The organism is Microbacterium sp. 69-10, from assembly GCF_001897945.1.
GTDB lineage: Bacteria > Actinomycetota > Actinomycetes > Actinomycetales > Microbacteriaceae > Microbacterium.
Genome location: NZ_MKRT01000025.1, coordinates 31,232 through 54,294, shown reverse-complemented (window position 1 = coordinate 54,294; position 23,063 = coordinate 31,232). Strand labels below are relative to the sequence as shown.

Annotated in this window: 33 protein-coding genes and 1 tRNA gene; 33 read left to right on the top strand and 1 reads right to left on the bottom strand. The window is 66.8% G+C overall.

Annotation, left to right across the window (positions count from 1 at the left end):
* Nucleotides 1-341 precede the first annotated feature (341 nt).
* The 27 genes from BGN97_RS13240 to BGN97_RS13110 all read left to right on the top strand — a co-directional run bounded on the left by BGN97_RS13240 (nucleotide 342) and on the right by BGN97_RS13110 (nucleotide 14,731).
* Nucleotides 342-629 (top strand): hypothetical protein, encoded by a 288-nt coding sequence (locus BGN97_RS13240; protein ID WP_292702387.1) that lies wholly within the window; start codon nucleotides 342-344, stop codon nucleotides 627-629.
* Nucleotides 629-1,105, top strand: coding sequence for a single-stranded DNA-binding protein (locus BGN97_RS13235; protein ID WP_292702385.1), 477 nt, complete (start codon nucleotides 629-631; stop codon nucleotides 1,103-1,105). Before BGN97_RS13240 ends, BGN97_RS13235 begins: the two co-directional genes overlap by 1 nt.
* Nucleotides 1,089-1,391, top strand: coding sequence for a hypothetical protein (locus tag BGN97_RS13230; protein ID WP_292702382.1), 303 nt, complete (start codon nucleotides 1,089-1,091; stop codon nucleotides 1,389-1,391). The genes BGN97_RS13235 and BGN97_RS13230 overlap by 17 nt, the downstream gene beginning before the upstream one ends.
* The gene (locus tag BGN97_RS13225) at nucleotides 1,384-1,596 is read left to right on the top strand and encodes a hypothetical protein (RefSeq protein WP_292702379.1); all 213 of its coding nucleotides are present in this window, start codon (nucleotides 1,384-1,386) and stop codon (nucleotides 1,594-1,596) included. The genes BGN97_RS13230 and BGN97_RS13225 overlap by 8 nt, the downstream gene beginning before the upstream one ends.
* A complete protein-coding gene (locus tag BGN97_RS13220; RefSeq protein ID WP_292702376.1) occupies nucleotides 1,584-2,429 on the top strand; it encodes a hypothetical protein in 846 nt (281 codons plus the stop codon). The genes BGN97_RS13225 and BGN97_RS13220 overlap by 13 nt, the downstream gene beginning before the upstream one ends.
* Nucleotides 2,426-2,626: a hypothetical protein gene (locus BGN97_RS13215; protein WP_292702373.1), complete on the top strand. Its 201-nt coding sequence runs from the start codon at nucleotides 2,426-2,428 to the stop codon at nucleotides 2,624-2,626. Before BGN97_RS13220 ends, BGN97_RS13215 begins: the two co-directional genes overlap by 4 nt.
* Nucleotides 2,623-2,871 carry a hypothetical protein gene (locus tag BGN97_RS13210; RefSeq protein WP_292702370.1) on the top strand — a complete coding sequence of 83 codons (249 nt, stop codon included), beginning with the start codon at nucleotides 2,623-2,625 and terminating at the stop codon, nucleotides 2,869-2,871. Before BGN97_RS13215 ends, BGN97_RS13210 begins: the two co-directional genes overlap by 4 nt.
* A 148-nt stretch (nucleotides 2,872-3,019) precedes the next feature.
* Nucleotides 3,020-3,244: a hypothetical protein gene (locus tag BGN97_RS13205; RefSeq protein WP_292702368.1), complete on the top strand. Its 225-nt coding sequence runs from the start codon at nucleotides 3,020-3,022 to the stop codon at nucleotides 3,242-3,244.
* Nucleotides 3,237-3,797: a hypothetical protein gene (locus BGN97_RS13200; protein WP_292702364.1), complete on the top strand. Its 561-nt coding sequence runs from the start codon at nucleotides 3,237-3,239 to the stop codon at nucleotides 3,795-3,797. The genes BGN97_RS13205 and BGN97_RS13200 overlap by 8 nt, the downstream gene beginning before the upstream one ends.
* 293 nt (nucleotides 3,798-4,090) lie before the next feature.
* Nucleotides 4,091-4,163: transfer RNA gene (locus tag BGN97_RS13195), tRNA-Gly, on the top strand.
* 285 nt (nucleotides 4,164-4,448) lie between these two features.
* The gene (locus tag BGN97_RS13190) at nucleotides 4,449-4,643 is read left to right on the top strand and encodes a hypothetical protein (RefSeq protein ID WP_292702361.1); all 195 of its coding nucleotides are present in this window, start codon (nucleotides 4,449-4,451) and stop codon (nucleotides 4,641-4,643) included.
* A gap of 158 nt (nucleotides 4,644-4,801) precedes the next feature.
* Nucleotides 4,802-5,071, top strand: a complete 270-nt coding sequence (locus tag BGN97_RS13185) for a hypothetical protein (protein ID WP_292702359.1) — start codon at nucleotides 4,802-4,804, stop codon at nucleotides 5,069-5,071.
* A gap of 16 nt (nucleotides 5,072-5,087) precedes the next feature.
* Complete coding sequence (locus BGN97_RS13180; RefSeq protein ID WP_292702356.1) at nucleotides 5,088-5,270, top strand: hypothetical protein; 183 nt, start codon at nucleotides 5,088-5,090, stop codon at nucleotides 5,268-5,270.
* Nucleotides 5,271-5,274: 4 nt separating this feature from the next.
* Nucleotides 5,275-5,646 carry a hypothetical protein gene (locus tag BGN97_RS13175; RefSeq protein WP_292702354.1) on the top strand — a complete coding sequence of 124 codons (372 nt, stop codon included), beginning with the start codon at nucleotides 5,275-5,277 and terminating at the stop codon, nucleotides 5,644-5,646.
* Between the two features lie 111 nt (nucleotides 5,647-5,757).
* On the top strand, nucleotides 5,758-6,192 hold the full coding sequence (locus BGN97_RS13170) for a transposase (RefSeq protein ID WP_292702351.1): 435 nt from the start codon (nucleotides 5,758-5,760) through the stop codon (nucleotides 6,190-6,192).
* Nucleotides 6,193-6,226: 34 nt separating this feature from the next.
* Nucleotides 6,227-7,708 (top strand): terminase family protein, encoded by a 1,482-nt coding sequence (locus BGN97_RS13165; protein WP_292702349.1) that lies wholly within the window; start codon nucleotides 6,227-6,229, stop codon nucleotides 7,706-7,708.
* Between the two features lie 2 nt (nucleotides 7,709-7,710).
* The gene (locus BGN97_RS13160; RefSeq protein WP_292702346.1) at nucleotides 7,711-9,120 is read left to right on the top strand and encodes a phage portal protein; all 1,410 of its coding nucleotides are present in this window, start codon (nucleotides 7,711-7,713) and stop codon (nucleotides 9,118-9,120) included.
* A gap of 155 nt (nucleotides 9,121-9,275) precedes the next feature.
* Nucleotides 9,276-10,052 (top strand): hypothetical protein, encoded by a 777-nt coding sequence (locus BGN97_RS13155; protein WP_292702342.1) that lies wholly within the window; start codon nucleotides 9,276-9,278, stop codon nucleotides 10,050-10,052.
* A gap of 83 nt (nucleotides 10,053-10,135) precedes the next feature.
* A complete protein-coding gene (locus BGN97_RS13150; RefSeq protein WP_292702339.1) occupies nucleotides 10,136-10,624 on the top strand; it encodes a DUF4355 domain-containing protein in 489 nt (162 codons plus the stop codon).
* Nucleotides 10,524-11,840 (top strand): phage major capsid protein, encoded by a 1,317-nt coding sequence (locus tag BGN97_RS13145; protein ID WP_292702335.1) that lies wholly within the window; start codon nucleotides 10,524-10,526, stop codon nucleotides 11,838-11,840. The genes BGN97_RS13150 and BGN97_RS13145 overlap by 101 nt, the downstream gene beginning before the upstream one ends.
* A gap of 70 nt (nucleotides 11,841-11,910) precedes the next feature.
* Nucleotides 11,911-12,336 (top strand): Gp19/Gp15/Gp42 family protein, encoded by a 426-nt coding sequence (locus tag BGN97_RS13140; protein ID WP_292702331.1) that lies wholly within the window; start codon nucleotides 11,911-11,913, stop codon nucleotides 12,334-12,336.
* Nucleotides 12,333-12,662, top strand: coding sequence for a hypothetical protein (locus BGN97_RS13135; RefSeq protein ID WP_292702329.1), 330 nt, complete (start codon nucleotides 12,333-12,335; stop codon nucleotides 12,660-12,662). Before BGN97_RS13140 ends, BGN97_RS13135 begins: the two co-directional genes overlap by 4 nt.
* A 3-nt stretch (nucleotides 12,663-12,665) precedes the next feature.
* Complete coding sequence (locus BGN97_RS13130; protein WP_292702326.1) at nucleotides 12,666-12,914, top strand: hypothetical protein; 249 nt, start codon at nucleotides 12,666-12,668, stop codon at nucleotides 12,912-12,914.
* Nucleotides 12,901-13,314: a hypothetical protein gene (locus tag BGN97_RS13125; RefSeq protein ID WP_292702324.1), complete on the top strand. Its 414-nt coding sequence runs from the start codon at nucleotides 12,901-12,903 to the stop codon at nucleotides 13,312-13,314. The genes BGN97_RS13130 and BGN97_RS13125 overlap by 14 nt, the downstream gene beginning before the upstream one ends.
* 27 nt (nucleotides 13,315-13,341) lie before the next feature.
* Nucleotides 13,342-13,899, top strand: a complete 558-nt coding sequence (locus tag BGN97_RS13120) for a hypothetical protein (RefSeq protein ID WP_292702321.1) — start codon at nucleotides 13,342-13,344, stop codon at nucleotides 13,897-13,899.
* Between the two features lie 2 nt (nucleotides 13,900-13,901).
* Nucleotides 13,902-14,324, top strand: a complete 423-nt coding sequence (locus BGN97_RS13115) for a hypothetical protein (RefSeq protein WP_292702319.1) — start codon at nucleotides 13,902-13,904, stop codon at nucleotides 14,322-14,324.
* Nucleotides 14,324-14,731: a hypothetical protein gene (locus BGN97_RS13110; RefSeq protein ID WP_292702316.1), complete on the top strand. Its 408-nt coding sequence runs from the start codon at nucleotides 14,324-14,326 to the stop codon at nucleotides 14,729-14,731. Before BGN97_RS13115 ends, BGN97_RS13110 begins: the two co-directional genes overlap by 1 nt.
* On the opposite strand, the gene BGN97_RS13105 is transcribed toward BGN97_RS13110, so the two are convergent.
* Entirely contained in the window at nucleotides 14,717-15,202 is a 486-nt protein-coding gene (locus BGN97_RS13105) for a hypothetical protein (RefSeq protein ID WP_292702313.1), read from the bottom strand. The two genes, BGN97_RS13110 and BGN97_RS13105, sit on opposite strands and share 15 nt — an antisense overlap.
* Nucleotides 15,203-15,235: 33 nt before the next feature.
* Here BGN97_RS13105 and BGN97_RS13100 point away from each other — a divergent pair, with 33 nt between their 5' ends.
* The 6 genes from BGN97_RS13100 (at nucleotide 15,236) to BGN97_RS13075 (ending at nucleotide 23,053) form a co-directional block, all read left to right on the top strand.
* Nucleotides 15,236-18,175, top strand: a complete 2,940-nt coding sequence (locus BGN97_RS13100) for a tape measure protein (protein ID WP_292702310.1) — start codon at nucleotides 15,236-15,238, stop codon at nucleotides 18,173-18,175.
* A 64-nt stretch (nucleotides 18,176-18,239) separates the two neighbouring features.
* A complete protein-coding gene (locus BGN97_RS13095) occupies nucleotides 18,240-20,465 on the top strand; it encodes a fibronectin type III domain-containing protein (RefSeq protein ID WP_292702308.1) in 2,226 nt (741 codons plus the stop codon).
* Nucleotides 20,466-20,529: 64 nt separating this feature from the next.
* Nucleotides 20,530-21,483 carry a hypothetical protein gene (locus BGN97_RS13090; protein ID WP_292702305.1) on the top strand — a complete coding sequence of 318 codons (954 nt, stop codon included), beginning with the start codon at nucleotides 20,530-20,532 and terminating at the stop codon, nucleotides 21,481-21,483.
* Nucleotides 21,483-21,734, top strand: coding sequence for a hypothetical protein (locus tag BGN97_RS13085; RefSeq protein WP_292702303.1), 252 nt, complete (start codon nucleotides 21,483-21,485; stop codon nucleotides 21,732-21,734). Before BGN97_RS13090 ends, BGN97_RS13085 begins: the two co-directional genes overlap by 1 nt.
* A 64-nt stretch (nucleotides 21,735-21,798) precedes the next feature.
* The gene (locus tag BGN97_RS13080; protein WP_292702301.1) at nucleotides 21,799-22,599 is read left to right on the top strand and encodes a peptidoglycan-binding protein; all 801 of its coding nucleotides are present in this window, start codon (nucleotides 21,799-21,801) and stop codon (nucleotides 22,597-22,599) included.
* Between the two features lie 136 nt (nucleotides 22,600-22,735).
* Nucleotides 22,736-23,053, top strand: coding sequence for a hypothetical protein (locus BGN97_RS13075; protein ID WP_292702298.1), 318 nt, complete (start codon nucleotides 22,736-22,738; stop codon nucleotides 23,051-23,053).
* Nucleotides 23,054-23,063 lie beyond the last annotated feature (10 nt).

Below are 23,063 nucleotides of genomic sequence, written 5' to 3'. Positions count from 1 at the left end.
CGCCGATGTTCTGCGACGAGCACATGCCGCACGGGGCCGGTCAGAAGAAGTGCGGGCCCTGCCGGGACAGGCGTCTTCTCCGCGACGAGTGGCTGCAGCGCCGGGTGTACGAGGACCGTCTCGCCGGATGGCACGAGCAGAACGACGAGGACGACGGCGAGGGGGTGTGGGGTGAAGTCTTCTGACGCTCTGAGCGACTTCATCGACCTGACGGTGATGCGGTTCGCGAAGGACCACCGGTTCCGGGTCCGCCTGCTGGCGGAGGCCGGGGAGACAGCACGAGAGACAGCACAGCGGGTCCGTCGGGAGGCGGCGGCCGCAGGATCGAGGAGGACAGCAGCATGAGCACCAAGGACGAACTGAGCATCAACATCGTGAACTATCCGCCGAGCGGTTCGGAGGTGTCGCTGCAGACGGTCGCGTTCGGTCCGGTGGGCCCGATGCGCCTGATGGTCGAAATCGACTCAGAAGACGCATCGACCGACATCAAGATCACCGTCGGGAACGCGGCCGAGCACGCCGAACTGGGTGACTTCCTCCGCGACATGGCCGAGCTCCTGACGGCTATTGCTGAATCCGATGAGACCGAAGAGGCGATCGAGTCGGCGATCGTGGAGGAGGCGGACTGATGGCCGGGGAGACGATCATCACGGTCGTGGGGAACCTGACCGCTGACCCGGAGTTGCGGTACACGCAGAACGGCCTCCCGGTGGCGAACTTCACGATCGCGTCGACGCCGCGGACGCTGGACAAGGCGTCGGGGGAGTGGAAGGACGGCGACGCGCTGTTCCTGCGGGCCTCGGTGTGGCGGGAGTTCGCGGAGCACGTGGCCGGGTCGATGACGAAGGGCATGCGTGTGATCGCGCAGGGACGCCTCCGTCAGCGTTCCTACCAGGACCGGGAGGGGAACAACCGGACGGCGATCGAGCTCGAGGTCGATGAGATCGGTCCGTCGCTGCGGTATGCGACCGCGCAGGTGACCCGGGCGGCGCGCGCGGACGGTCAGCGTCCGGCGGCATCCGCGCCGGCCGGTGACGGCGACTGGGCGACGTCGGAGCCGCCGGCGGATCAGTGGGGAGGGTTCGGTGATGACACGCCGTTCTGAGCCGAAGCCGGACTGCGGCATCTGCCAGGGGTTCGGGTTCGTGATGGTGAGCCGTGACCCTGACCTCGAAGCGGACTGCGTGTGCACCGACCCGCCGGAGCCGACGCCGGCCGAGAAGGTCGACGCGTTCGCGCGGAGCATCGGGGTCGAGCTGATGCCGTGGCAGCGTGAGCTCGCGATCACCCTGCTCAGCGGTGAGCACACCGCGCTCTCCGTGCTGGCCGTCGGCCGCCGCGGAGGGCTGCGGACAGTCCGCCGTGTCGTGGAGGGAGCGCGCTATGTCTGACCGTCGAGTTGAGCTGGACCACTACACGTCGGCGCGCTACGGGACGCACACGGTCGTCGCGGTGCTGCACGTCGAGGACCCGGTGATCGGCGATCAGGCGTTCGGGTGTGGGCACAGGCATCGTCATGAGGGGACGGCCGCGGCGTGCGCTCGGGAGAAGTGGCCGGATGTCGAGGTTCGGGAGGTGCTGTCATGGCGGACGTGACCGTGAGCGACCGGGTGTGCATTCGCGGGTGCAAGGTGCGCGGCCTGCATTACGCGGCGTGCGAGGAGCAGGCGAAGGTGCAGGCGGCGGAGGCGGCCGGTGAGGTGTACGTGTCGAAGTGCTGGGGGTGTGCTGAGCGTCCCGCCCGCGATCACGCGCTGATCTGCGACTCGTGCTTCTACCGGCTGCGGACGCTGGTCCGTGATTCGGGTGACCTGTATGGGCGTCTGCGGTCGCTGGCGGATCCGATGAAGGCGACTCCGACGGATAAGGCGCCGGGTGGTCGTGCGCAGCAGGTGGAGGCGCCGGCCCCGGTGGACGCGGACCTCCTGGACGCTCTGAACGATCTGGGGCACACCCTGCACGACTGGGGCCGGCACACGGACTATCAGCTCGAGCGGTGCCTCCCGGACCTGGTGAACGACGTCGAGAACGTCCGGATCCTCGGTATCGGGTTCCTGGACCGGAACCCGCTGGTCGACGGAGTCCGCCCGTTCTGGTCGGTGCAGGACGCGGTCGATAAGTGGGGTGTGGAGCGTCGCACGAAGGGGGAGCCGTCGTGGGAGGCGGATCCGGATCCGGTGGTGGTGGCGATCGCGCGGCCGGAGTGGTCGGATCCGCTGATCACGAAGCTGCAGGCGGAACAGCTGGCCGGGTCGGAGCGGACGCTGCGCCGGTGGATCGGGAAGGGCCTGATCGAGCACGAGGGCACGGTGGTGATCGCCGGGGTGATGACGCGCATGTTCCGGCGGGGCGATGTCGTGCGGGTGCGGGACGAGATGCAGAGCAGGGTGGGGCGGCCGAAGACGACCGAGAACGGGGGCGCATCGTGAGCGGCTGGGTTGTCGAGCACGGATATGTCGCCGACGGCGTGGAGACGGTCGTGCACCGGTTCGCTGAGGTGTCAGGCATGCCACGGAACGGCTTCTACGACAGCCGCACCGAACCCACCGAGAAGGAATCCGCGCTTGGGATCACCGAGTGCTTCGAACGGTGCATCCCCGCACCAGGACGCCAGGAGGAATCATGACCGATCAGACCGCACACATCACCGGCACACGGTTTGAGTCGTCGCCAGGGCGCGGTCCGTCCGCGATCCAAGTAGCCGTGGACGAGGCCGGGAACTTCGGCATCTGGACGAACCAGAACCCGCGCCAGGTGGCGGCGATGCTCCGCCTGATCGCGGACGAGGCTGAAGCCGAGTTCGACCGGTGCGAGTTCCTGGGCGAGATGGGACGCGGCACAGACCGCCCGGACGGGAGTGCAGAGCGATGAGTCGGTGCCCGGAGTTCGATCCGAATGTTGATCAGCGGCTCTCGGATAGCCCGTCCGCGCGGTGTGTCCGTGGGAGCGGTCATCGCGGGATGCACCGAGATCCGTTCGGTGACGAGTTCACCACAGACCGCGAGAACGGGAGCGAATCATGAACCTCTACCCCGGAGAATCGGAACCCATCGCCCTCGACCCCGTGCTGCGCGGTGTCGATCTCGCGATGGAACGGCTGGTACGAGCCGACTGTTTCACGGAGCGCACACTGACGATCCTGGACGAGTTGCGCCGTGAGGTGCTCGGCGTCGAGGAACTGGCCGACCTCCGGGCGCACTACCAGCGCACAGACCGCGAGGACGGGAGCAAGAGCCATGACTGAGCACGACCACATCACGAAGACCGACACCATCGGGTGCCCTGCATGCGACAAGGTGGCGGGGCGGGACAGTGAGCCCGCGCCGACGCCCGAGCAGCCGACGATGCCCGACCTGTCGGCGTTCCCCTCCGTGCAGCACCGCATCGAGGGTGGCAAGTTCATCTGCCCGGGGGACGAGAGCGCATGGTGTCACCAGTACCCGGAGGACGGATGCGATCACGAGTACTGGCCGTGCGGCCACGAGTTCACCAGCCACGCCGAGTGCTGGATCAAGCCGTGGATCGACGCGACCGATCTGGCCGACTCGTACGCAGGCGTCGAGCACGAGCTGCTGCTGCGCGATGAGGACTTCCCGGACGGTGACGTGGACTGGACGTGGGAGGACGAGTACGTCACCTTCGACTACGTCCGCCCGGTCGGCACCTTGGGGCCCGACTGCCGGGATGGGAAGCATGACGCCTGCGATGGCCGCGCGCTGGATGGGAAGACGGATGAGATCGTGGGTTGCGCATGTTCGCATCATCGCGACGGATCAGCTGAAGGTGGCGCATCATGACTGCGCAGTGTCGCTTCGCGTGGACATCGCCCACCGGTGACCACCACTGCGGGGGAGACGCTGATCACAGCGGACTGCACCGGTGCGGGGAGCATCCGATGTCGTACGTCGCTGTCGGTGCAGAACCCCGGGTTCGACTCATGGGATGGAACCCGCGTTGGGAAGCGCCTCCTGGCGACTCGCCGAGCTGATCAGGGAAACGTGGCCGCGGATCGTGTGTAGACTGTGTCTTGCACAAGAAGTGACTGAAAGCCTCGCCTATGGGTGGGGCTTTCGTCGTGTCAGGGTGCAGCGCGATCGAAGCCCATCTGGCCGGGCACCTGCCTTCCAAGCAGGAGGTAGCGGGTTCGAGCCCCGTCGATCGCTCAATGCGCGTGATGGGTGGGTCGGATAGGGTCCGACCCTGGCCTGCAGGCTGTCGTGCGCAGAAGTCCACGTCTGGAACCTCGGTCCCCAGTTCGCTCGATGCGTCACGCCGAGGCAGGTAAGCACCCGCTGATGGGGTCGCGTGGCAACTCTTCCTGATGGTCTCGGAGCGGAGGCGGTCATGTCGTGGCCTTGCCCGGGGTGTGGTGTTCCGCGTCCGTCTCTGTTCGCCGCTGTCCTGCATTGCGACCCGGTCGAACCGATCGATGAGCTCACGGATGAGCCATGACCACGGTCATCGAGGTCGCTGAGGACACGTGCGATCGCTGCGGTCCATCGGTCCGCGCCTACCTGTACGCCCGGATGCCGTCGGGCCGCTCGCTCGCGTACTGCGGCAGCTGCGGCACCCGCTACCTCGCCGGCCTGCTCGACCAGGGCGCGACGATCATCGATCAGCGTCACCGCATCGGGGAGCTGTGAAGCTCGCGGCCGGCATGGCGATCGGCGTGACGGGGATGATCGTGTGGCATGTCGTGGGCTGGCCCCTTCATCGGGTGGGTGTTCACGCGCATCCCGCCGGCCACGCATCCGGACTGCGCGCCGCGCTTCCGGGCATGGCACCACGGGGAGGAGATCTGATGGACGATGACGATGAGCAGCAGCCGAGCTACCTCACTCCCGAAGCGGCCGAAGCACGTGACAAGGTGAGCAAGGCGATCAGCGAGTACCTGCAGGTCGTCCGACCCGGCGAGGACCCTTACGTCGTCGCGTGGGTCGTCGGCGCGGAGTGGACGAATGCGACGCTCGAGCAGACCGGGCGGGCAGGCCGAGACGTCATCATGCCGCAGGATCAGTCCATTGCGGCGTCATGCGGCCTCGGCGTCTACATCACGAACCGCTTCGGCTGACCCAGAGGAGATCATCATGACCACGAAGACCGCATCCCAGCTGACCCACGGGGACATCGTCCAGTCCGAACAGGGCCCGTCCCGCGTCAACACGGTGACCCCCGACGGGAACCGGGTAGCCGTCGACCTGACCACCGTGGATGGTGGCATCGCGTGGGGAGACAGCTTCCCGACCGGGCACGCGTTCACCCTCGGCTAGCAGCATGGTCGCCCCGCTGCACAACGCGAACGGCCACCGACGTCGTCAGGTCGTCGCACGGGTGAAGGCCGAAGAGCACGACTGTGCACTCTGTGATCAGCATGTGGACAAGACTCTCAACTTCATCGCCGGCGAGCACGGCAAGAAGTGCCCATCGCGGGACTGCATCGGGTGCATGCCTGATCCGATGCGAGGCGAGGTTGACGAGGACGTGCCACGCTCACGCGGCGGCTCACCCTACGACCGGGGCAACACGCATCTGATGCACCGCAAGTGCAACCAGTTCAAGTCCGACATGACCATCGCCGAAGCACGCGAGAAGCTCCACGGCGCCAAGACGACGACCCGAACCGTCACCGCATCCCCGATCTGGTGACCGCGGGCCACCCCTGGGCACCCCACCCCCCTCCCCGGGCCCACAGGCCCACCCGCGGCATTGGGCCTATCTCTCCCCGGGGATTTTCCACTTTCCAGGGGGTGAGCGACCATGGCGAATGCGAAAGCGCAGCTGCACGCGGTCGGGGCCCCTGCCTCCGCGAAATCTCGCGGGCGGCGCACATACGACGAGGCGTTCAAGCGCGACGCTGTGGAGAAGGCGCGGGCTGCCAAGTCGATTTCCCAGGTGGCAACTGCTCTGGGTGTGTCGCGGCCAACGCTCCGGGCGTGGATGAACGCGGCCGCACCGCCGCCGATGACGCTGATCGAGGCGGCTCGGTCGGGGAACCGGAAGGCGTACCTCGAGGCGCTGCGGGATCAGCTCGCGGAGAAGATCGCGGCGGGTATGACGCCGAGGGATCTGCCGCCGAACGTGCGACTGCTGAACGAGACGATGCAGCAGCTCGAGGATCTCGCGGCACGGGAGCGGGAGGATTCTGATGCCGAGTCCGTCCCCGACGAAGACCTCGACCCCGACGAACTCTGAGCCGAAGCTGTCGGACGTTGCGAAGCACCTGGTGGTGCCATCGGGAATCAAGACGACCGGATACCCCGCCGTCGAGGCGCAGTGCCGGAAGATGGGGGTCGAGCACGACCCCTGGCAGAAGGGCCTCGGACGCGCAATCCTCGCGAAGCGTGAGGGTGGCCTGTACGCGGCCGGCATCGGCGGTGTGCTGATCTCCATCTGCAGGCAGGTGGGGAAGACGTTCACGATCGGGACGATCATCTTCGCGCTGTGCATCCTGTTCCCCAGGATCAAGGTGCTGTGGACCGCGCACCACTCGGCGACGTCGGACGAGACGTTCGAGACGCTGTCGGCGCTGGCGAAGCGTCGCCGCATCGCCCCGTACATCCGGCAGGTGCGTGGCGGCAACGGAAAGCAGCGCATCGTCTTCACGAACGGGTCTCGGATCATGTTCGGCGCCCGGGAACACGGGTTCGGCCGCGGTATCCCCGGCGTCAGCATTGTCGTTTTCGACGAGTGCCAGATCCTGAAGGCGAAGGCGCTGTCGGACATGATCCCGGCAGCGAACACGGTGAAGAACCCGCTGATCATCTACATGGGCACCCCACCGAAGCCGGATGACCCGGCCGAGGTGTTCAAGGCGCGTCGCAAGAAGGCGCTCGATGTTAAGAAGCGCCGCGCAGCTGGCGAGGTCGTCGACTTCGACACGCTGTGGGTGGAGGTCGGGGCGAACCAGGGCGACGACGTCGAGGACCGCAAGGTGCTCGCGAAGGCGAATCCGTCGTTCCCGCACCGCACGCCGTGGGAGGCGATTCTCCGTCTGCGTGAGAATCTGACCGACCCGGCCGACTGGTCCCGTGAGGGACTGGGGATCTGGGATGAGGAGCTCGACGGCGATGGACCGTTGTCGAAGTCGTGGCCGATGCTGGCCGTCGACGCGCCGCCGATCGATGGCGCGCGCGCGTTCGGTGTCGCGTTCTCTGCGGACGGCATGAAGGTGTCCCTCGGCGGGTGCATCGTCGAGGGCGAGCGGGCACACGTCGAGCTCATCGACGCGCGGCAGGGTCCGGTGGATGCGGCGCTACAGCCGCTCGCGGACTGGTTCGCGCAGAAGGTCGACGGAATGCCGCGGTGGAAGCGCGCCTCGGCGATCGTTCTGTCGGGCCGGGCAGGTGCGCTGGTGCTGGAACGGCTGCTCATCGAGCGGAAGGTGCCGCGCCGGCGAATCGTTGTCGCGTCGTCGCCGCAGTACTTCGAGGCATGCGGCATGCTGCTCGAGCAGTCGACCGCGGCCGCGCGTGAGGCGAAGCTCGACGGTCAGCTGTCGCTGACGCACCTGGCAGGCGAAGGTCAGGCGCAGTTGGACGAGTCGGCGAAGAAGTCGATCCAGGAGAAACGCACCCGTGATGGGGCGTGGGGGTGGGCGTCGCCGGCCGGTGATGAGACCCCGGTCGAAGCTGTCTCGCTCGCGCTCTACGGCGCACGGACGGGCAAGAAGCCGCGCGATGCGCGCGAGGGAGGCGGGGTGATCCTGTGACGATGATTCTCAGTGCTCCACCTGTGGACCTCGGCGAGGACACTGATCTGCTGAAGCAACTGGTCAAGGTGTGGCAGGCGCGGCGTCCGATGAACGTCGAGCGTTCGACCCGGTACGACGGCGAGAAGGCGCTGAAGGACTTCGGAATCTCGCTGCCGCCGCAGATGCGCGGCATCAAGGCGGCGCTCGGGTGGCACGCGAAGGGCGTCCACGCGGTCACCGACCGGTCACGCCTCGAGGGGTTCGTGTCCGCATCGGGGGCTGACGACCCTTTCGGCGTCGAGCAGTTGATGTGGGACAACCGGTTCCTGACCGAGTTCCCGGCAGCATCGGTGTCGTCAGCGGTGCATGGCTGCGCTTTCCTCACGGTGACGCACGGCGATACGCTCTCGGACGAGCCGGATGTGCTGATCATGCCGCGGGATGCGGAGGACTCGGCAGCGCTGTGGGACACACGTCGTCGGCGACTGCGCGCGTTCCTGTCGGTCGTTGACACGGACGATGATGGTGCAGCGACCGCGATGATCGTCTACACGCCCTTCAAGGTGCACACGATCCAGAAGGTCGGAGCACGGTGGACGGTCCGGACGCTGTCGCACAACCTGCGTCGTGTACCCGTGGCGCCTCTCGTGCACAAGTACGAGCTGCGGCGACCTCTCGGGCACTCCCGCATCACACGCCCGAGCATGTACTTCGCCGACGCGGGATTGCGGTCGATCGTGCGGTCCGAAGTCAACTCGGAGTTCTATGCGTCACCGGAGACCTACCTGTTCGGTCCCGGCGTGGAACAGTTCGTGGGAAGTGACCGGTGGTCGGCGATCATGGGGCGCATCAAAGCGCTCGATGTCGAGGACAAGGACGAGCAGCCCGCTCTCCACCGGTTCACGGGGGCATCCCCGCAGCCGCACACGGAGCAGCTGCGGATGTGGCAGGCGTTGTTCGCCGACGACCAGGACCTTGAAGTGCGGTTCGCTGACGCGTCGAACCCGTCGTCCGCGGATGCGATCTTCGCGGCCAAGGAGACGCTGATCACGACGACGCGTGACGCGAACACCCTGTGGGGGTTCGGCGCGGTCTCGGCGATGCAGATGGGCGTCATGCTCCGAGACGGGCTGACAGAGCTCCCCGACGAACTACGGACGTTGCGCGCACAGTTCACGGACCCGGCGATCGTGTCTCCGTCGGCTCGCGCGGATTCGTACTCGAAACTCTCGACGGCGGATCCGTCGTTCGCGACGACGCGCGTGGGTCGGCAGTACGCCGGCCTGTCGCTCGAGCAGATCACGCAACTGGAGGCGGAGCAGAAGCGGAATGGTGCGTCGGATCGGATCGCGCAGTTGGTGGAGGCGGCGCGTGGCGTTCGGCAGGATGCGCCAGCCAGCCAGCCAGCCAGCCAGCCAGCCAGCCAGTGATCTGAGCGCCGCGCAGGTGCTCAAGGCGAGGGCGGATGCGCTTGGTGTGCTCCGTCGTGCTGGTGTCGAAGCTGATGACGCTGCGCGGATGGCTGGCCTGGACGGGGTGAAGTTCATCCCGGGCCAGCCGATCACGATCAAGTCTGAGGAGTGACATGGCGACGTCTGCGCAGATCGAGGAGTTCCGCACTGCGCAGGCGTCGCTGGTCTCGCTCGGTCAGGCGCAGCTCCGCGACGTGCTCTCCACGTTCAGCTTGTCCTCCGACCCGGCTGCGGTCCGTGACGTGCTGTTGCGGTACTTCCCGGACTTCATGACGGCATTCGGCGATACCGCGGCTGTGATCGGCGCGGACTTCTACGACATGGTGCGCGATCTGCCACCGTCGGCGGGGAGCGTGCGAGCGGTGTTCGCGCAACCGGCGAAGACGAAGCAGTCCGAGGGCGTCGTGCGGTGGGCAGTCAATGGACTGTTCACGGCCGAAGCCGACTGGGAGGCGTTCGAGTCGCTGCTCCTGGGCGCAGCGCAGCGACTCATGCTGCAGCCGTCCCGACAGACGATCGACCTACTCGCCCAGGAGGACGCACGATCCGGTCGGGTAGCGGCGGTCAGCTGGTCGCGGCACGTGCATCCGGAGCGCGCGCAGTCGCACAAGTCGTGCGACTTCTGCATCATGCTCGCCGGACGCGGGCCCATCTACAGGTCGCAGGAGGCCGCAGGGTCCGTGATCGGCCGAGGGTCAGATCGCACAGGATTCGACGAGGACGGGCACCGGAGCGCAGGCGGCATCGGTGGCGGCATCCGCGCGCGAGGTGCGCAGGAACTCGCGGCGTCGTTCCACGACGACTGCAACTGCACGACGGTGCCCACGTTCTACGAGATCCAGGACCGCCCGGGTAGCCGCTACCCGCAGGTGCTCGCGCCGATCAATTGACTTGCACGGTTTCTTCCGTGCCCGCACCCAGACGGCTTCTGGGGTCATGGGCGCACGGCCCCTAAACGGAAATGAGGCTCAGCATGGCTGAGGAAACGGCCCAGACCACGGGCACGGAAGAAACCACCAACGAGCAGCAGCAGGAGCAGCCGCAGAAGTTCCAGGCGATCACGTCGCAGGAGGACTTCGACAAGGCGATCCAGACCCGCATCGCTCGGGAGCGTGCGAAGTACTCGGACTACGACCAGCTGAAGGCCGACGCCGCCGAGCTGGCGACGATCCGAGACTCGCAGAAGACCGAGGCGCAGAAGCTGCAGGACGAACGGGACCAGGCGAAGCAAGAGGCCGCCACCGAGCGTTCCGCACGGCTCCGCGCCGAGGTCGCCGCCGACAAGGGCGTCCCTGCCGCGCTGCTCTCGGGCAGCACGCAGGAGGAGCTCGAGGCATCGGCAGCAGCGCTCATCGCGTTCCGTGGCGAGCAGCAGAACGACAGTTCGCGCCTGCACGTCGAGAACGAAGGCAACCAGAGCAAGCGCGCCGCAGCCGACTGGCTGCGCGACGCGGTCAACTAACCCTGAAAGGAGTCGGCCCATGGCTGGCTACAACGAAACCGTCAACCGCACCGATGCCGGTGCGCTCGTGCCCGTCGAGCACGCGAAGGAGATCATCCAGGAGGCGCCGAAGGACTCGGCCGCCCTCTCGCTGATGCGTCGCGTCCCGATGTCCAGCAAGACCAAGTCCCAGCCCGTCCTGTCGGTTCTGCCGCAGGCGTACTGGGTCAACGGTGACAGCGGGCTCAAGCAGACCACGAAGCAGCAGTGGAAGAACCAGATCATCACCGCCGAGGAGCTGGCGGCGATCGTGGTCATCCCTGACGCGCTGTTCGACGACGCGGAGGTGCCCCTCTGGGAAGAGGTCAAGCCCTACCTGCGTCAGGCGATCGGCCAGACCGTCGACGCCGCCGTGCTGTTCGGCAACGACAAGCCGGCATCCTGGACCACGCCCGCCGTCGTTCCCGGTGCAGTCAACGCCGGCAACACCGTCGCCCTCGGCACCGGTGCGGACATCGGCGTCGACATCGCTGCCCTCGGCGAGAAGGTCGCCCTCGACGGGTACACCGTCAACGGCTTCGCCTCGCGCCCCGGCCTGCAGTGGTCGCTGCGCATGGTGCGCTCGGCTGACGGCATCCCGATCTACGGCTCCACGATCGGCGACAACGGCGGCCCCGGTCTGTACGGCTTCCCGCTGCGCGAGATCGACAACGGCGCGTGGGACGCCGACGAGGCCACCCTCGTCGCGGCCGACTGGTCGAAGTTCGTGATCGGTATCCGTCAGGACATCACGTTCGAGGTCTTCAAGGAAGGCGTCATCTCGGACGCCGACGGCAAGGTCATCGTGAACCTGATGCAGCAGGACTCGAAGGCACTGCGCGTCGTGTTCCGAGTCGGCTACGTCGGCGCGAACCCGATCACCGCACTGAACAGCGACGACGGCACCCGCTTCCCCGCGGGCGTGCTGACGCCGTCGGGCAGCGCCTCCCCGGTGGAGCCGGTCCTGACCTCGGTGGCACCCACCACGGGCGCCGCTGGCGACACGATCACGCTCACCGGCACCGGGTTCACCGATGCCACGCAGGTCCGCTTCGGCTCTGCCAACGCGACGAGCTTCGCCGTGGTCTCGGACACCCAGATCACCGCAGTGGTTCCCGCCGGCACGGCCGGCAGCGCCGCGGTCCGAGTCATCAAGGGGCAGCTCGACTCCGACTCGGTCGCGTTCACGCGCAGCTGAGCGACTGGGAGGGGCGGCGGCCACGGTCGCCGTCCCTCCTCACCCTGACCCATCCGCACGAGGAGGCATCATGGCGAGCTGGACCGGACCCACCGATGTGACCGGCGCGTGGATCGGTGAGGGTGCGCCCACCGACACCGGGAAGGTCCAGAAGTGGATCGACAAGGCCGAGCGGGAGATCCGGTTCCGGGTGCCCGACATCCAGACACGGATCGATGCGGAAGCCGCCGAGTCCCCGGCGCGCACGGACCTGCTCGAGCTGGCGAAGGACGTCACCGTCGCGATGGTGATGCGCGTCTTCCGCAACCCGGAGGGCATCCGTCAGGCGAACACGACCACCGGCCCGTTCACGGACTCCGTCACCTATGGCGGAGACGTGCCCGGTGGCCTGGGGCTGACGGACGATGAGCTTGCGAAGCTGCAGGGCGCCCGTGGTGGCGCGTTCAGCATCGACCTGATTCCGTCGACGTCGCCGTTCTATGTGGGGCCGTCGTGAGGCAGGTCAGCGAGGATGTGCTCTGGATGCCGTTCGTGGCCGGGGCTGTGGACGCGCACGGGAACCCGATCGAGTCCTGGGGTGACCCGGTCACGAAGGGTATCTACGCGCTCGACCCGGGGTCGACATCCGAACCTCGCGAGGGGCAAGACCGGGTCATCGTCGAACCCGCCGTGTACATGCCGGCCGATGTCATCTTCGGATCCCGTGATCTCGTGATCGCGCGAGGGAAGGCCTACACGGTCGAGGGAGTCACGCGGGACTGGCGGCATCCGCGTCTCGGACGCATCGGGAACGTCGCGACGCTCCGAAGGGTGGAGGGCTGAATCATGACGGACGTGCGAGTGCAGCTAAAGCTGCGCGGCATCAACCAGGTGATGACCTCCCCCGGGGCCGTGGCGGCCGTCGTGGCTGCCGCCAACAGCATCCAGCGGGCGGCGGGCCCGGAGTTCGAAGTGAACGTGGTACCGCACCGGTACACAGCACGCGCGTTCGTGCGCGCGAAGTCCGCGAAAGGCCGACGGCAGGAAGCGCGCGACAAGGTACTGACGAAGGCGGTCGGTCATGCCGGACGTTGAGTTCGCAGACGCGGAGGCGATGGTCGGCGCGTTCCTGAGATCGCGTCTCGGTGTGCCCGTGTCGACAAAGGTCCCGAATCCGCGTCCGGCACGTTTCGCGCGAGCGTGGCGGACTGGCGGTGGCACCGACAACCGGGCTGTGGAGACGGTGCAGATCACGGTGACCTGCTCCGCAGCCGACTCCGTCACCGCGTCGAACGACGCCGCGAAGGCGAAGCACCTGCTGCTGAACGAGTACACAGCAATGCCGCTAGTGCGCGGCGTGACCATCCAGGCCGGACCGTACTTCGACCCGGACCCAGATACCAACGGTGACCGATACACCGTCACCGCCGTGATGCGCGTGCGCGCGCGTCGAGACCAGGCTGCGGCACCCGCCGCGACCACCGCTGCCGGCTGATGTCGGCGAAACCGAAGGAGAACGCTCATGGGCGTGAATGCTGAACTGGCGCGGATCTTCGGGTCCGACATCGACGCCATCCACCTGGCACCTCTCGGCACGACCCTGCCGACCGAAATCGACGGGGTGCTCGACCCCGCGTTCGAGGACGTCGGATGGCTGTCCGACGACGGCGTGACCGAGTCGCTGACCGGCTCCGTCGAGAAGAAGCGCGGCCACCAGGGCAACGGTGTCGTCCGCACCCGCATCTCGGAGCCCGGCACCACCGTCACCTTCTCCGCGCTCGAGTCGAAGGCGCAGACGATGGGACTGCGGTACGTCGAGAAGACCTCGACGGTGACCGCCGGCGTCCGGAAGACGACCCGCGGCCCCGGCCAGCGGATCACGGCCCGCGCCGCGGTGCTGGACTTCTACGACGCGGACGAGACGACCGTGAAGGAGCGGTACATCATCCCGCGCCTCGAGATCGCGCCGAACGGCGACCGGGTGCTGAACAACGCGGACATCGCGACGCTCCCGTTCATCGGGGAGATCATCGGCGAGTACACCCACCTCGCGACCGACCTGGAAGAGACGGGGGCCTGAGCGTGGCTGATGCGAACGAGGTCGAATCGACCAGCGTCCCGAAGGGCGCGAAGCAGCCGCAGGACCGCAAGCCGAAGGACGACAAGCCCAAGGTGGAGCAGGTCGAGATCGACACCCCCACGGGTGAAGTCGACGACGAGGGGAAGCCGAAGACCCGCAAGGTGAAGGCATCCCGTGTCGCGATCCGCGGCATCGTCGTGACCGTCCCGCACGAGGCGCTCGACGACTTCGAGGTGCTCGACGACATGCGCGCACTCCACGACGAGGAGGACGCATCCCGGATGCCGTCCCTGCTGCGACGCCTCATCGGCGACGACTACAAGCGCGTCATGAATGCGCTGCGCGGCACCAACGGGCGCGTGGGCGTGGAGGACGGCACGAAGTTCGTCTGGGATCTCGTCGGAGCCCTCGGCCAGGGAAACTGATGACGCTCGCGGGCGTTCTCAACAACAACGAGAGCGCCCTGCGGGCATCCCTCCAAGCCGAATACGGCATCCGCCTCCTTCTGGACGCTGGCGGTCGTACCGAACCAGGAAGAACCCCGCGCGAGCTCGCGGACCTCGTCGAGCATCTGCCCGGAGGGTGCGCCCTCGGTCGGGCAATCGGTGGTGACGCGGCGATCACCACCGAAGCGCACATGACTCGGGCGGTGGAACACACCATCCGCATGACCGCATGGTCGGAAGCGGGCGGCAAGGGCAAGCAACCTGAGCCGATGCGCCTCCCGCGTGCCGCGGGTGAGGTCGCAGCTGAGCAGGCCGTGGAGTCGGCGAAGGCGTCCGCGTGGGAGCGACGCCAAGCACGGCGGGAAGCCGCGTCAGATCCGAGCTGAGAGGTTCGGGTCGAACGCGGCTCCCGTCGCTTCCAGCTTCGCTGTCACTTGCTCGAGGCTCTGCATCGCGAGCTTCGCCGTCGTTGACGTCGACTTCTCGCCCCGGAGCGGTGCGTACAGCAGCGGCAGGATGTACTGGTCTCCGGAGGCGGTCCGCAACGCGACGCTGATCTGGTTCACGGTGTCGAAATCGGCGCGGCCGGTGATCGCGCCGACGATCGCGCCGGCGGGACCGAACAGAACCCCTAGTCCGGCGGCGCGGCCGAGGCCGGACTTATGCCGCGCGTCGGTGGCTACATAGGTCGTGTATGCAATGAAGTCGCCGTATGCGACGACGTCGACGGGGCGCTTGAGGCTCGGCCTCGCGTTCCCGTTCTTCCAGGGGCTGAAGATCTCGTACGTCTGTGCTTCGTCCGAGAACCGCAGGATGACCGACGTGTTCATCCCACCGATGAGCTTCTTGTGCTTCATGCCCGAATCGTATCGGGCAGGGGAGGGGGACGTATGACTACTGCTGCGGAGATCGCGAACGCCTACGTAGCCCTCTACACGAAGATGCCCGGTGTCGCTGGCGACATCAAGAAGGCTCTCGGCGGTCCTGACGTCCAATCGACGCTGACAGGATCCGGGAAAACGATGGGGGCGGTCCTCGCGGGCGCCGTCGGTGGCGCGGTCGCCGCGGTGACATCGAAGGCGATCAACACCGTCATGGGGTCGATCGACAGTGCGATCAAGCGCGTCGACATCATGAACAACTTCCCGAAGATCATGAAGAATCTCGGGTACTCGTCGGGTGAGGCGGCGAAGTCGATTCAGACGATGTCTGACCGGCTCACGGGCCTGCCGACGTCGCTAGATGCGATGGCTGGCGTCGTGCAGCAGCTGGCCCCGCTGACCGGTGGACTCTCGCAGGCGACCGATCTGTCGCTGGCGCTGAACAATGCGCTGCTGGCGGGCGGCAAGGCCACCGAGATCCAGCAGAACGCGATGGAGCAGTATTCGCAGCAGCTCGCGACGGGCAAGGTCGACATGGCCGCGTGGCGGTCGATGGTGTCGGCGATGCCAGGTCAGATGGACCAGCTGTCGAAGTCGCTGCTCGGGGCGAACGCGAAGCAGACCGACCTGTACGAGGCGATGAAGAACGGCGACGTCACCTTCGACCAGTTCAACGCAGCGATCATCGATCTGAACGAGAACGGCCTCGGAAAGTTCGCGTCCTTCGCGGATCAGGCCAAAGACGCCACCAACGGAATCGGAACCGCGCAGGCGAATCTCGGGACTGCGGTCACTCGCGGCCTGGCGAACCTGATCGCCAAGTACCAGCCGCAGATCACGGCGATGTTCGCAGCGGTGACCGCATTCGTGAACGACGCGTTCAAGTCGATCGTGCGTCTCGTTGACTGGGTCGGCGAGAACTCCGACTGGCTGACGCCTCTCGCGATCGGCATCGGTGTCGTCACCGCCGGATTCGTTGCCATGGGCACGGCGTCCGCGGTGGCGGCCGCCGGCGGGCTGACGAAGTGGATGCTCGCAACCAAAGTCGGCGCTGCCGCGCAGGCCGCCTTCAACGCGGTCATGAACGCCAACCCGATCATGCTCATCGTGACGGCAATAGCTGCACTCGTCGCGGGTCTGGTCTATTTCTTCACCCAGACGGAGACGGGCAAGGCCGTGTGGGAGGAGTTCACCCGCTTCCTGGGCGAGGCCTGGGCGAACATCTCCGGGTTCTTCACCGCGGCCTGGGAGAACGTGATACAGCCCGTGTTTCAGGCGATCGGGGAGATCGCGACGTGGCTGTACGAGACGATCTTGAAGCCCGTGTTCGACGGGATCGCCGGCGTCGTGAACTTCGTCGGCGGTGTGATCAAGCTCGTGTTCGATGTGATCGTGAACTACTTCCGGTTCTGGGGAGCCGTCGCGGGCTGGTTGTGGGAGAACGCGATCGGCCCGGCGCTGAACGCGATTGGAGCCGCGTTCGGCTGGCTGTGGTCCACGATCATCAAGCCGGTGATCGATGCGATCGGGATGGCGTTCCAGTGGGTCTTTGGGACTTTCATCAAGCCGATCCTCGACGCGATCGGGATCGGGCTGAAGGTGCTGGGGGACGTGTTCACGTGGCTGAACGTGAACGTGGTGCAGCCGGTGTGGAAGGCGATCTCGGATGCGATGAAGGCCGCGTGGAACTGGATCGACACGAACGTGTTCACTCCGTTCAAGAAGGGCATCGATCTGATCGCGAAGGGGTTCGAGATCGCGAAGTCGTCGATCGAGCAGACCTGGGACGGGATCAAGAAGGCCGCCGCGGTGCCGATCAACTTCGTCCTCGACACGGTGTGGAACAACGGGCTCCGCTCGTTCTGGAATGACCTGGTGACCGAGCTTGGGCTGAAGGACATGAAGCTCGCGAAGGCACCGCTGGTGAAGTTCGCCAGCGGTGGTGTCCTGCCCGGGTACACGCCGGGGCGGGATGTTCATCAGTTCTTCTCGCCGACCGGTGGGCGCCTGGCGCTGTCGGGTGGTGAGGCGATCATGCGCCCCGAGTTCACCCGCGCGGTGGGCGGGCCTGCCGGGGTCGACATGCTGAACCGCATGGCCCGCACCGGGCAGGCGTTCAAGAACGGTGGCGTGTTCGGCGAGCTCGGCAACTTCGCCGGAGACGTGTGGGACAACCTCGTGTCCGCGGCATCCACGGTGGGGGACTTCCTCACCGACCCGGTGAAGGCGATCCAGAAGCACATCGTCGATGGGATCATCCGGCCGCTGATGGGCAGTGGCGGGAACATCTTCATGAAGACGGTCGGTCAGATGCCGATCAACCTTGTGAAGAACCTCGCGAAGGTGTTCGAGAGCGCCCCGGGTAAGGGTGTGCCGGGCATGGGCTGGCAGGCGATGTGGAACATCGTGCACAACGCGCTCCCTGGGGCGCGGCTCACGTCGGGGTTCCGTAGCGTCGCACAGAACACGGCGGCGAATGGCGCGAAGGGCTCGTATCACATGCGGGGTCGGGCGATCGATGTCGTCCCGGCGTCGATGGCGACGTTCAACGCGATCCGGTCGCTGTTCCCGAACGCGTCGGAGTTGATCTACACGCCGGCGGGGTCCGCGCAGCTGCTCAACGGCCGCTCGTTCTCGGGATGGTCGCCGAAGGTGAAGGCGCAGCACTACAGCCACGTCCATCTTGCGATGGCGAACGGTGGTGTGGTGCCGAAGCTGTACGACCAAGGCGGGTGGCTGCCGCATGGTGGCATGGCCGTGAACCGGTCCGGGAAGCCGGAAGCGGTACTCACTCACGACGAGTCCCGTGCACTGAAGGCTGGCCTGCAGGCGGGGTCGACGATGGTGCTCCGTGTCGGGGATCGCGACTTCGTCGCGTACCTCGAGGAGGTTGCTGACGGTCGATTCCCGTCGCGTCAGCAGATGCGGTCGGAGTTCCCGACGATCTGACGAACCAAAGGGAGGGGCGAGACCGATTGGTCTCGCCCTTTCGCGTACCCGGAGGGGGTGGCCTGTGCCTGAGATCTCGGTATCGAAGTCGAGCCCGTTCGTCACGTTCAAGCTCGTCTACGACCGGTACTCGACCAACGTCGGCGCCAACCAGTCGACGGTGTACGCGTACAACCAGATGTCGAAGGGCTCCGGCTCGTACTTCAACGGCGCTGGTGTGCAGATCGCGTCGATCGATGGTGTTGGGGAGCTCGGTCGGCATTCGGCGTCACCGTTTTTGCCTTCCGGGATGACGGGCTGGAACGACGGCCCGTACTTCCTGACCGTGAACCATGACGGCAATGGGAACGCGTCGGTCACGGTGCGAATGACACTGACGTACGGCAACATCAACGAGGCGCACACGGCCGTCCTGACGCTGCCGACTATCCCACAGACGCCATCGGGGCTGACCCTCAATCGAGTTTCGGATACCCGCATCGACCTGTCCTGGTCGAAGGCTGGGACGACGACCAGCGCGGTGGTGCACCGTCAGACGGATGATGGCGCGTGGCAGCAGGTTGGTGCGCCGTCGGGAAATGTGACGTCCTTCTCGGACACGACCGCCTCAGAAGGGCACAAGTACAGGTACCGTGTCGCGGGCGTGGCTGCCGCGGGAACGTCGGCATGGTCGGCCACCGCCACGGTCTACACGTCTCCGGTGGCACCGACGGGCGTGTCGGCGACGCGTTCGGGCATGGACATCGTCGTGAAGGCGTCGACGGTCCCGCCGTTCGTGACCGGCTTCGATGTCATGGACGACACGACAGTCGTCGCGACGAACGTGTCGCTGCCGTGGACGCATGTCGCTCCGGATCCGGGCGTCCCGCACACGTACAAGCTGCGCGGCGTCGCCCCTGGTGGGGTGCAGGGCGCATGGTCGGCGTCGTCGAACACGGTGCAGCTGATCGCCCCGCCGGCCGCGCCTGTGAACCTGGCTCCGAACGGGGCTGTGCGGGCGTCTGACGCTGCCGTGCGGCTGTCGTGGACTCACAACCCGGTGGACTCGTCTGCGCAGTCTGCGTACGAGCTGCAGTGGCGTCCTGTCGGTGGATCGTGGACGACCCTGACGGGCGCCACCGCTGCTTTCCGTGACGTGTCCCTCCCGCTCGGCGATGTCGAGTGGCAGGTACGCACGAAGGGCACCGACCCGGCGTTCTCTCCGTGGTCTGCGGTGGCTGTGGTGACGGTGATCACCCGGCCGGGTGTCGCGATCACACAGCCGGACACCGACTGGGATGCGTCCACCCTCACTGTCACCTGGTCGTGGTTTCAGCCGGAGGGGCGTCCGCAGTCCTCGTGGGAGCTCGAGCTGCAGACCGCCGCGGGGACGGTCATCGAGGCGCGTTCTGGGTCGGGGGCGACGGGTTCGTTCACGTTCACGTCTCGTCTCGCGCAGGGGGACTTCAAGGTGCGGGCGCGCGCCGCGACTGGCGATGTCATGTCGCTGTGGGCCGAGCAGGCGTTCACGGTCGTGTTCGATCCGCCGGCTCCGCCGATCTTCCTCGGAGAGTGGTCGGAGGAGAACGGGGTTGTCACCCTCACTGTCGCACCTGGTGGCATCGAGGGACCGATCGAGGTCGACGACCTCACCACGGGTGGGCGTGTGGTGCTGTGGGATGCGGTCCCCGACACAACGGACGTGCAGGTCGTGGCCCCGTTGCCTCCTGCGGCGGTGCGGATGACCGTCGAACGGCTGAGTGGCACACGGTGGGTGCCGTTGATGGATGGCCCTGCGGGTGCGACGTTCATCGATTCTCGGTCCCCGTCGTACGCGGATATCGTGTACCGGGCTACCGGGTTCACGGCGGAGGGTGCGGCGACGGTGACGGAGATCATCGTGCCCGCCCGTTCGGGCGCCCTGTGGCTCAGCGGTGGGGCGGGGTTCATGACCACATGCAGGCTGCCGTTCGACCCGCAGTACACGATCACTGCGGGCCGTGCGCGAGCATCGAAGCAGTTCGCGGGAAGGCCGCTGCCGGTGGTTCTCACTGGCGAAGCGCTTGAACGGATCGTCGCGGTCACGGGGTCGACATCCGACCTCGAGGACGACACGGCATCTGCGGACAAGCTGACCGAGCTCGCACAGGTTCCGGAGCCGCTGTTCTTGTTCCGTGACCCGGACGGGCGCCGCATCTTTGGCGGTATCGGGCAGATCCAGCTGGGCCGCCAGGGGTCAGAGTGGCATCCGGACGGATGGAACTCGCTCTGGGGGTACAGCTTCACGCTGACTGAAGCGACAGAGGAGTGACATGCGTTCCTGGTCGTTCGAGCTCCTCGATTCCCACGATCGACCCCTCGGTGCCCTGGATGGGGTGACCGGGGGGTCGGGGGAGATCGTCGCACAGTCGACGCTCGGCGGGTCCGGGAGTCTCACGCTCGATCAGCGCGGCCAGGCCATCGACTGGATGTCGAACCGCGTCAGAGCGATCTTCCACAACGGTGAGGACTCGTGGCCCTGGGGCACCTACCTGCTGTCGTCGCCGTCGGAGAAGCACACGGCGTTCGGTGTCACTTTCGAGGTGGGTCTGCTGACGAAGATGAACGTCATCGCGGAGGACACCGTCGAGGACCGGTACTCGCTCACCGCGGGCGCGCAGATCGTCGCGACCGTGCGGGACCTGATCGTCTCCACGGGGGAGACGCGGGTCGCGGTCACTGACTCGGATGCTGTGCTGTCATCGGCGCTCACGTGGGAGGCGGGCACGTCGAAGCTGCGGATCATCAACGACCTGCTTCAAGCCGCCGGCTACTGGAGCTTGTGGTGTGACGGCAGCGGCTTGTTCCGGGTAGAGCCGTACGTTGACCCGTCGTTGCGGCCCATGTCGTACAGCTTCGAGCACGGTGAGACATCCGTGCACTTCCCGGACTGGACGTCAGAGCGGGACATGACGTCGGTCCCGAACCGGTTCATCGCGGTCGCGCAGGGAGATGAGGAGACTCCGCCGCTTGTCGGTGTCGCGGTGAATGAGAACCCAGAGTCGCCGTTCAGCTTCCAGGCGCGTGGCCGGTGGATCACCGCGACCGAGGAAGGTGTGGAAGCGGAGTCGCAGACGGTGATCGACACGTACGCGGCACGGAAGCTGCGCGACGGGATGGACCCAGTCTCGCGCCTGACGGTCACGCACGCACTACTGCAGCTGGAACAGAACGCGCTCGTGCAGTTCATCCCCGAGGACGGGCGCCAGCGTCTGGCGACCGTGCAGCGCATGTCGACAAACTTCACCTTCGATGCCGACATCGCCGCGGAGTGGCGGGAGGTGCTGTGATGGCCGACCCGATGGGGCCCGTCGTCGAGACGCTCAAGAAGATCATCGCCCGGATGGCCCGGGTCGCGACGATCCGGTACGGCACGGTGGCGCAGCTGTCCCCGTTGCTGATCAACCTCGACGGGGATATCGACGGGGACGGGCTCCCGATCCCGACTCCGGCACAGTCGCTCGTGCCGCACACAGTCGGTCAGCGTGTCATCTGCGCGGAACAGAACCGGCGCGTGCTGGTCATCCAGGCCGGCGCCTGAACCCACCCCCCGAGCCCCGTCGCGTGCGGGGGCTTTCGCATACCCGATTGAGAGGAGGCCGATCGTGGCCTACCAGTACACGACCATCAATGGTCAGCGTGTGGAGAAGAACGTCGCGGCCGCGTTCGAGCGGATGCGTGCCGCGTTCATGGCGAAGTTCAAGCTCGACCTGCTGGTGTCTTCCGGGACCCGCACCCGGGCTGAGCAGCAGCGGCTGCGTGACCTGTACCTCGCGGGGAAGGGCAACCTCGCCGCCCCTCCTGGATACTCGAACCACGAAGAGTCCGGCCCGCGGGGTCCGCGTGCTCTCGACCTCCGCGATTCTGGATCGGATGCGGGTGTCACCCGGTCGGGAACGACCCGCGCGAAGTGGCTGCGTGCGAACGCACCCAGCTTCGGTTTCAACCCGGCAGGGTACGGGTTCTCGAAGGTCGAGCCGTGGCACTACGAGTACACGGGCGCTCTCGCGGCTGGTGGCGCTGCGACCGCATCCGGTCACGTGACCGTGAACCGGTCCGTGAAGGACGTGCAGCGTGTTGTTGGTGCGGGTCAGGATGGCATCTGGGGGCCGGAGACGGACTCGAAGGTCCGCGCGTTCCAGAAGGCGCACGGGCTGACCGCTGACGGCATCTGGGGACCGCGCTCAGATGCGGCGGGCTTCCCGCCCGCTTCGTCGGGTGATGCGCTGATCCGTGCCGTGCAGGCGAAGCTGAAGAGCAACTACCCGCTGTACGCGGGGAAGCTCGTTGTCGACGGGATCAACGGGCCCGCGACGAAGGCCGCGGTGAAGGAGTTCCAGCAGCGTTCGGGTCTCACCGTGGATGGCATCGTCGGTCCGCGCACCCGGAAGGCGCTCGGGGTCTGATGCGTGGCTCGAACATCCAGCACGGGCAGGCACGCCGACACCCGATCCCTCTTCGGGAGTGGATCGGGTTCGGCGTGCTCCTGGCCGTCGGTCTCGCGGCGCTCATCCTCATGTGCACCCCGTCTTGGGGGTGGGTGTGAGCGAGGACATCATCATCGCGATCATCGGCGCGGTCGGCCTGCTCGTCGGCGCGATCGTCGGGCACAGGGTCGCTGACCGCCGGTCGCGGCGTGACGCGCAGGTTGCCGCGGCGACCGTGGAGTCGACATCCCAGAACCAGCTGATCGATCAGCTGCAGGAAGAGCTCGCCCGCTACCGCGAACGCACAGACGCGCGGTTGGACACCCTCGAAGCCGAGAACCGTGGCTATCGGGCGTTCATCGGCATCCAGCGCGACCACATGGCCGCACACAACATCCCTCTCCCTCCGTGGCCGGAAGGCCTCCCACGCTGAAAGGCATCAT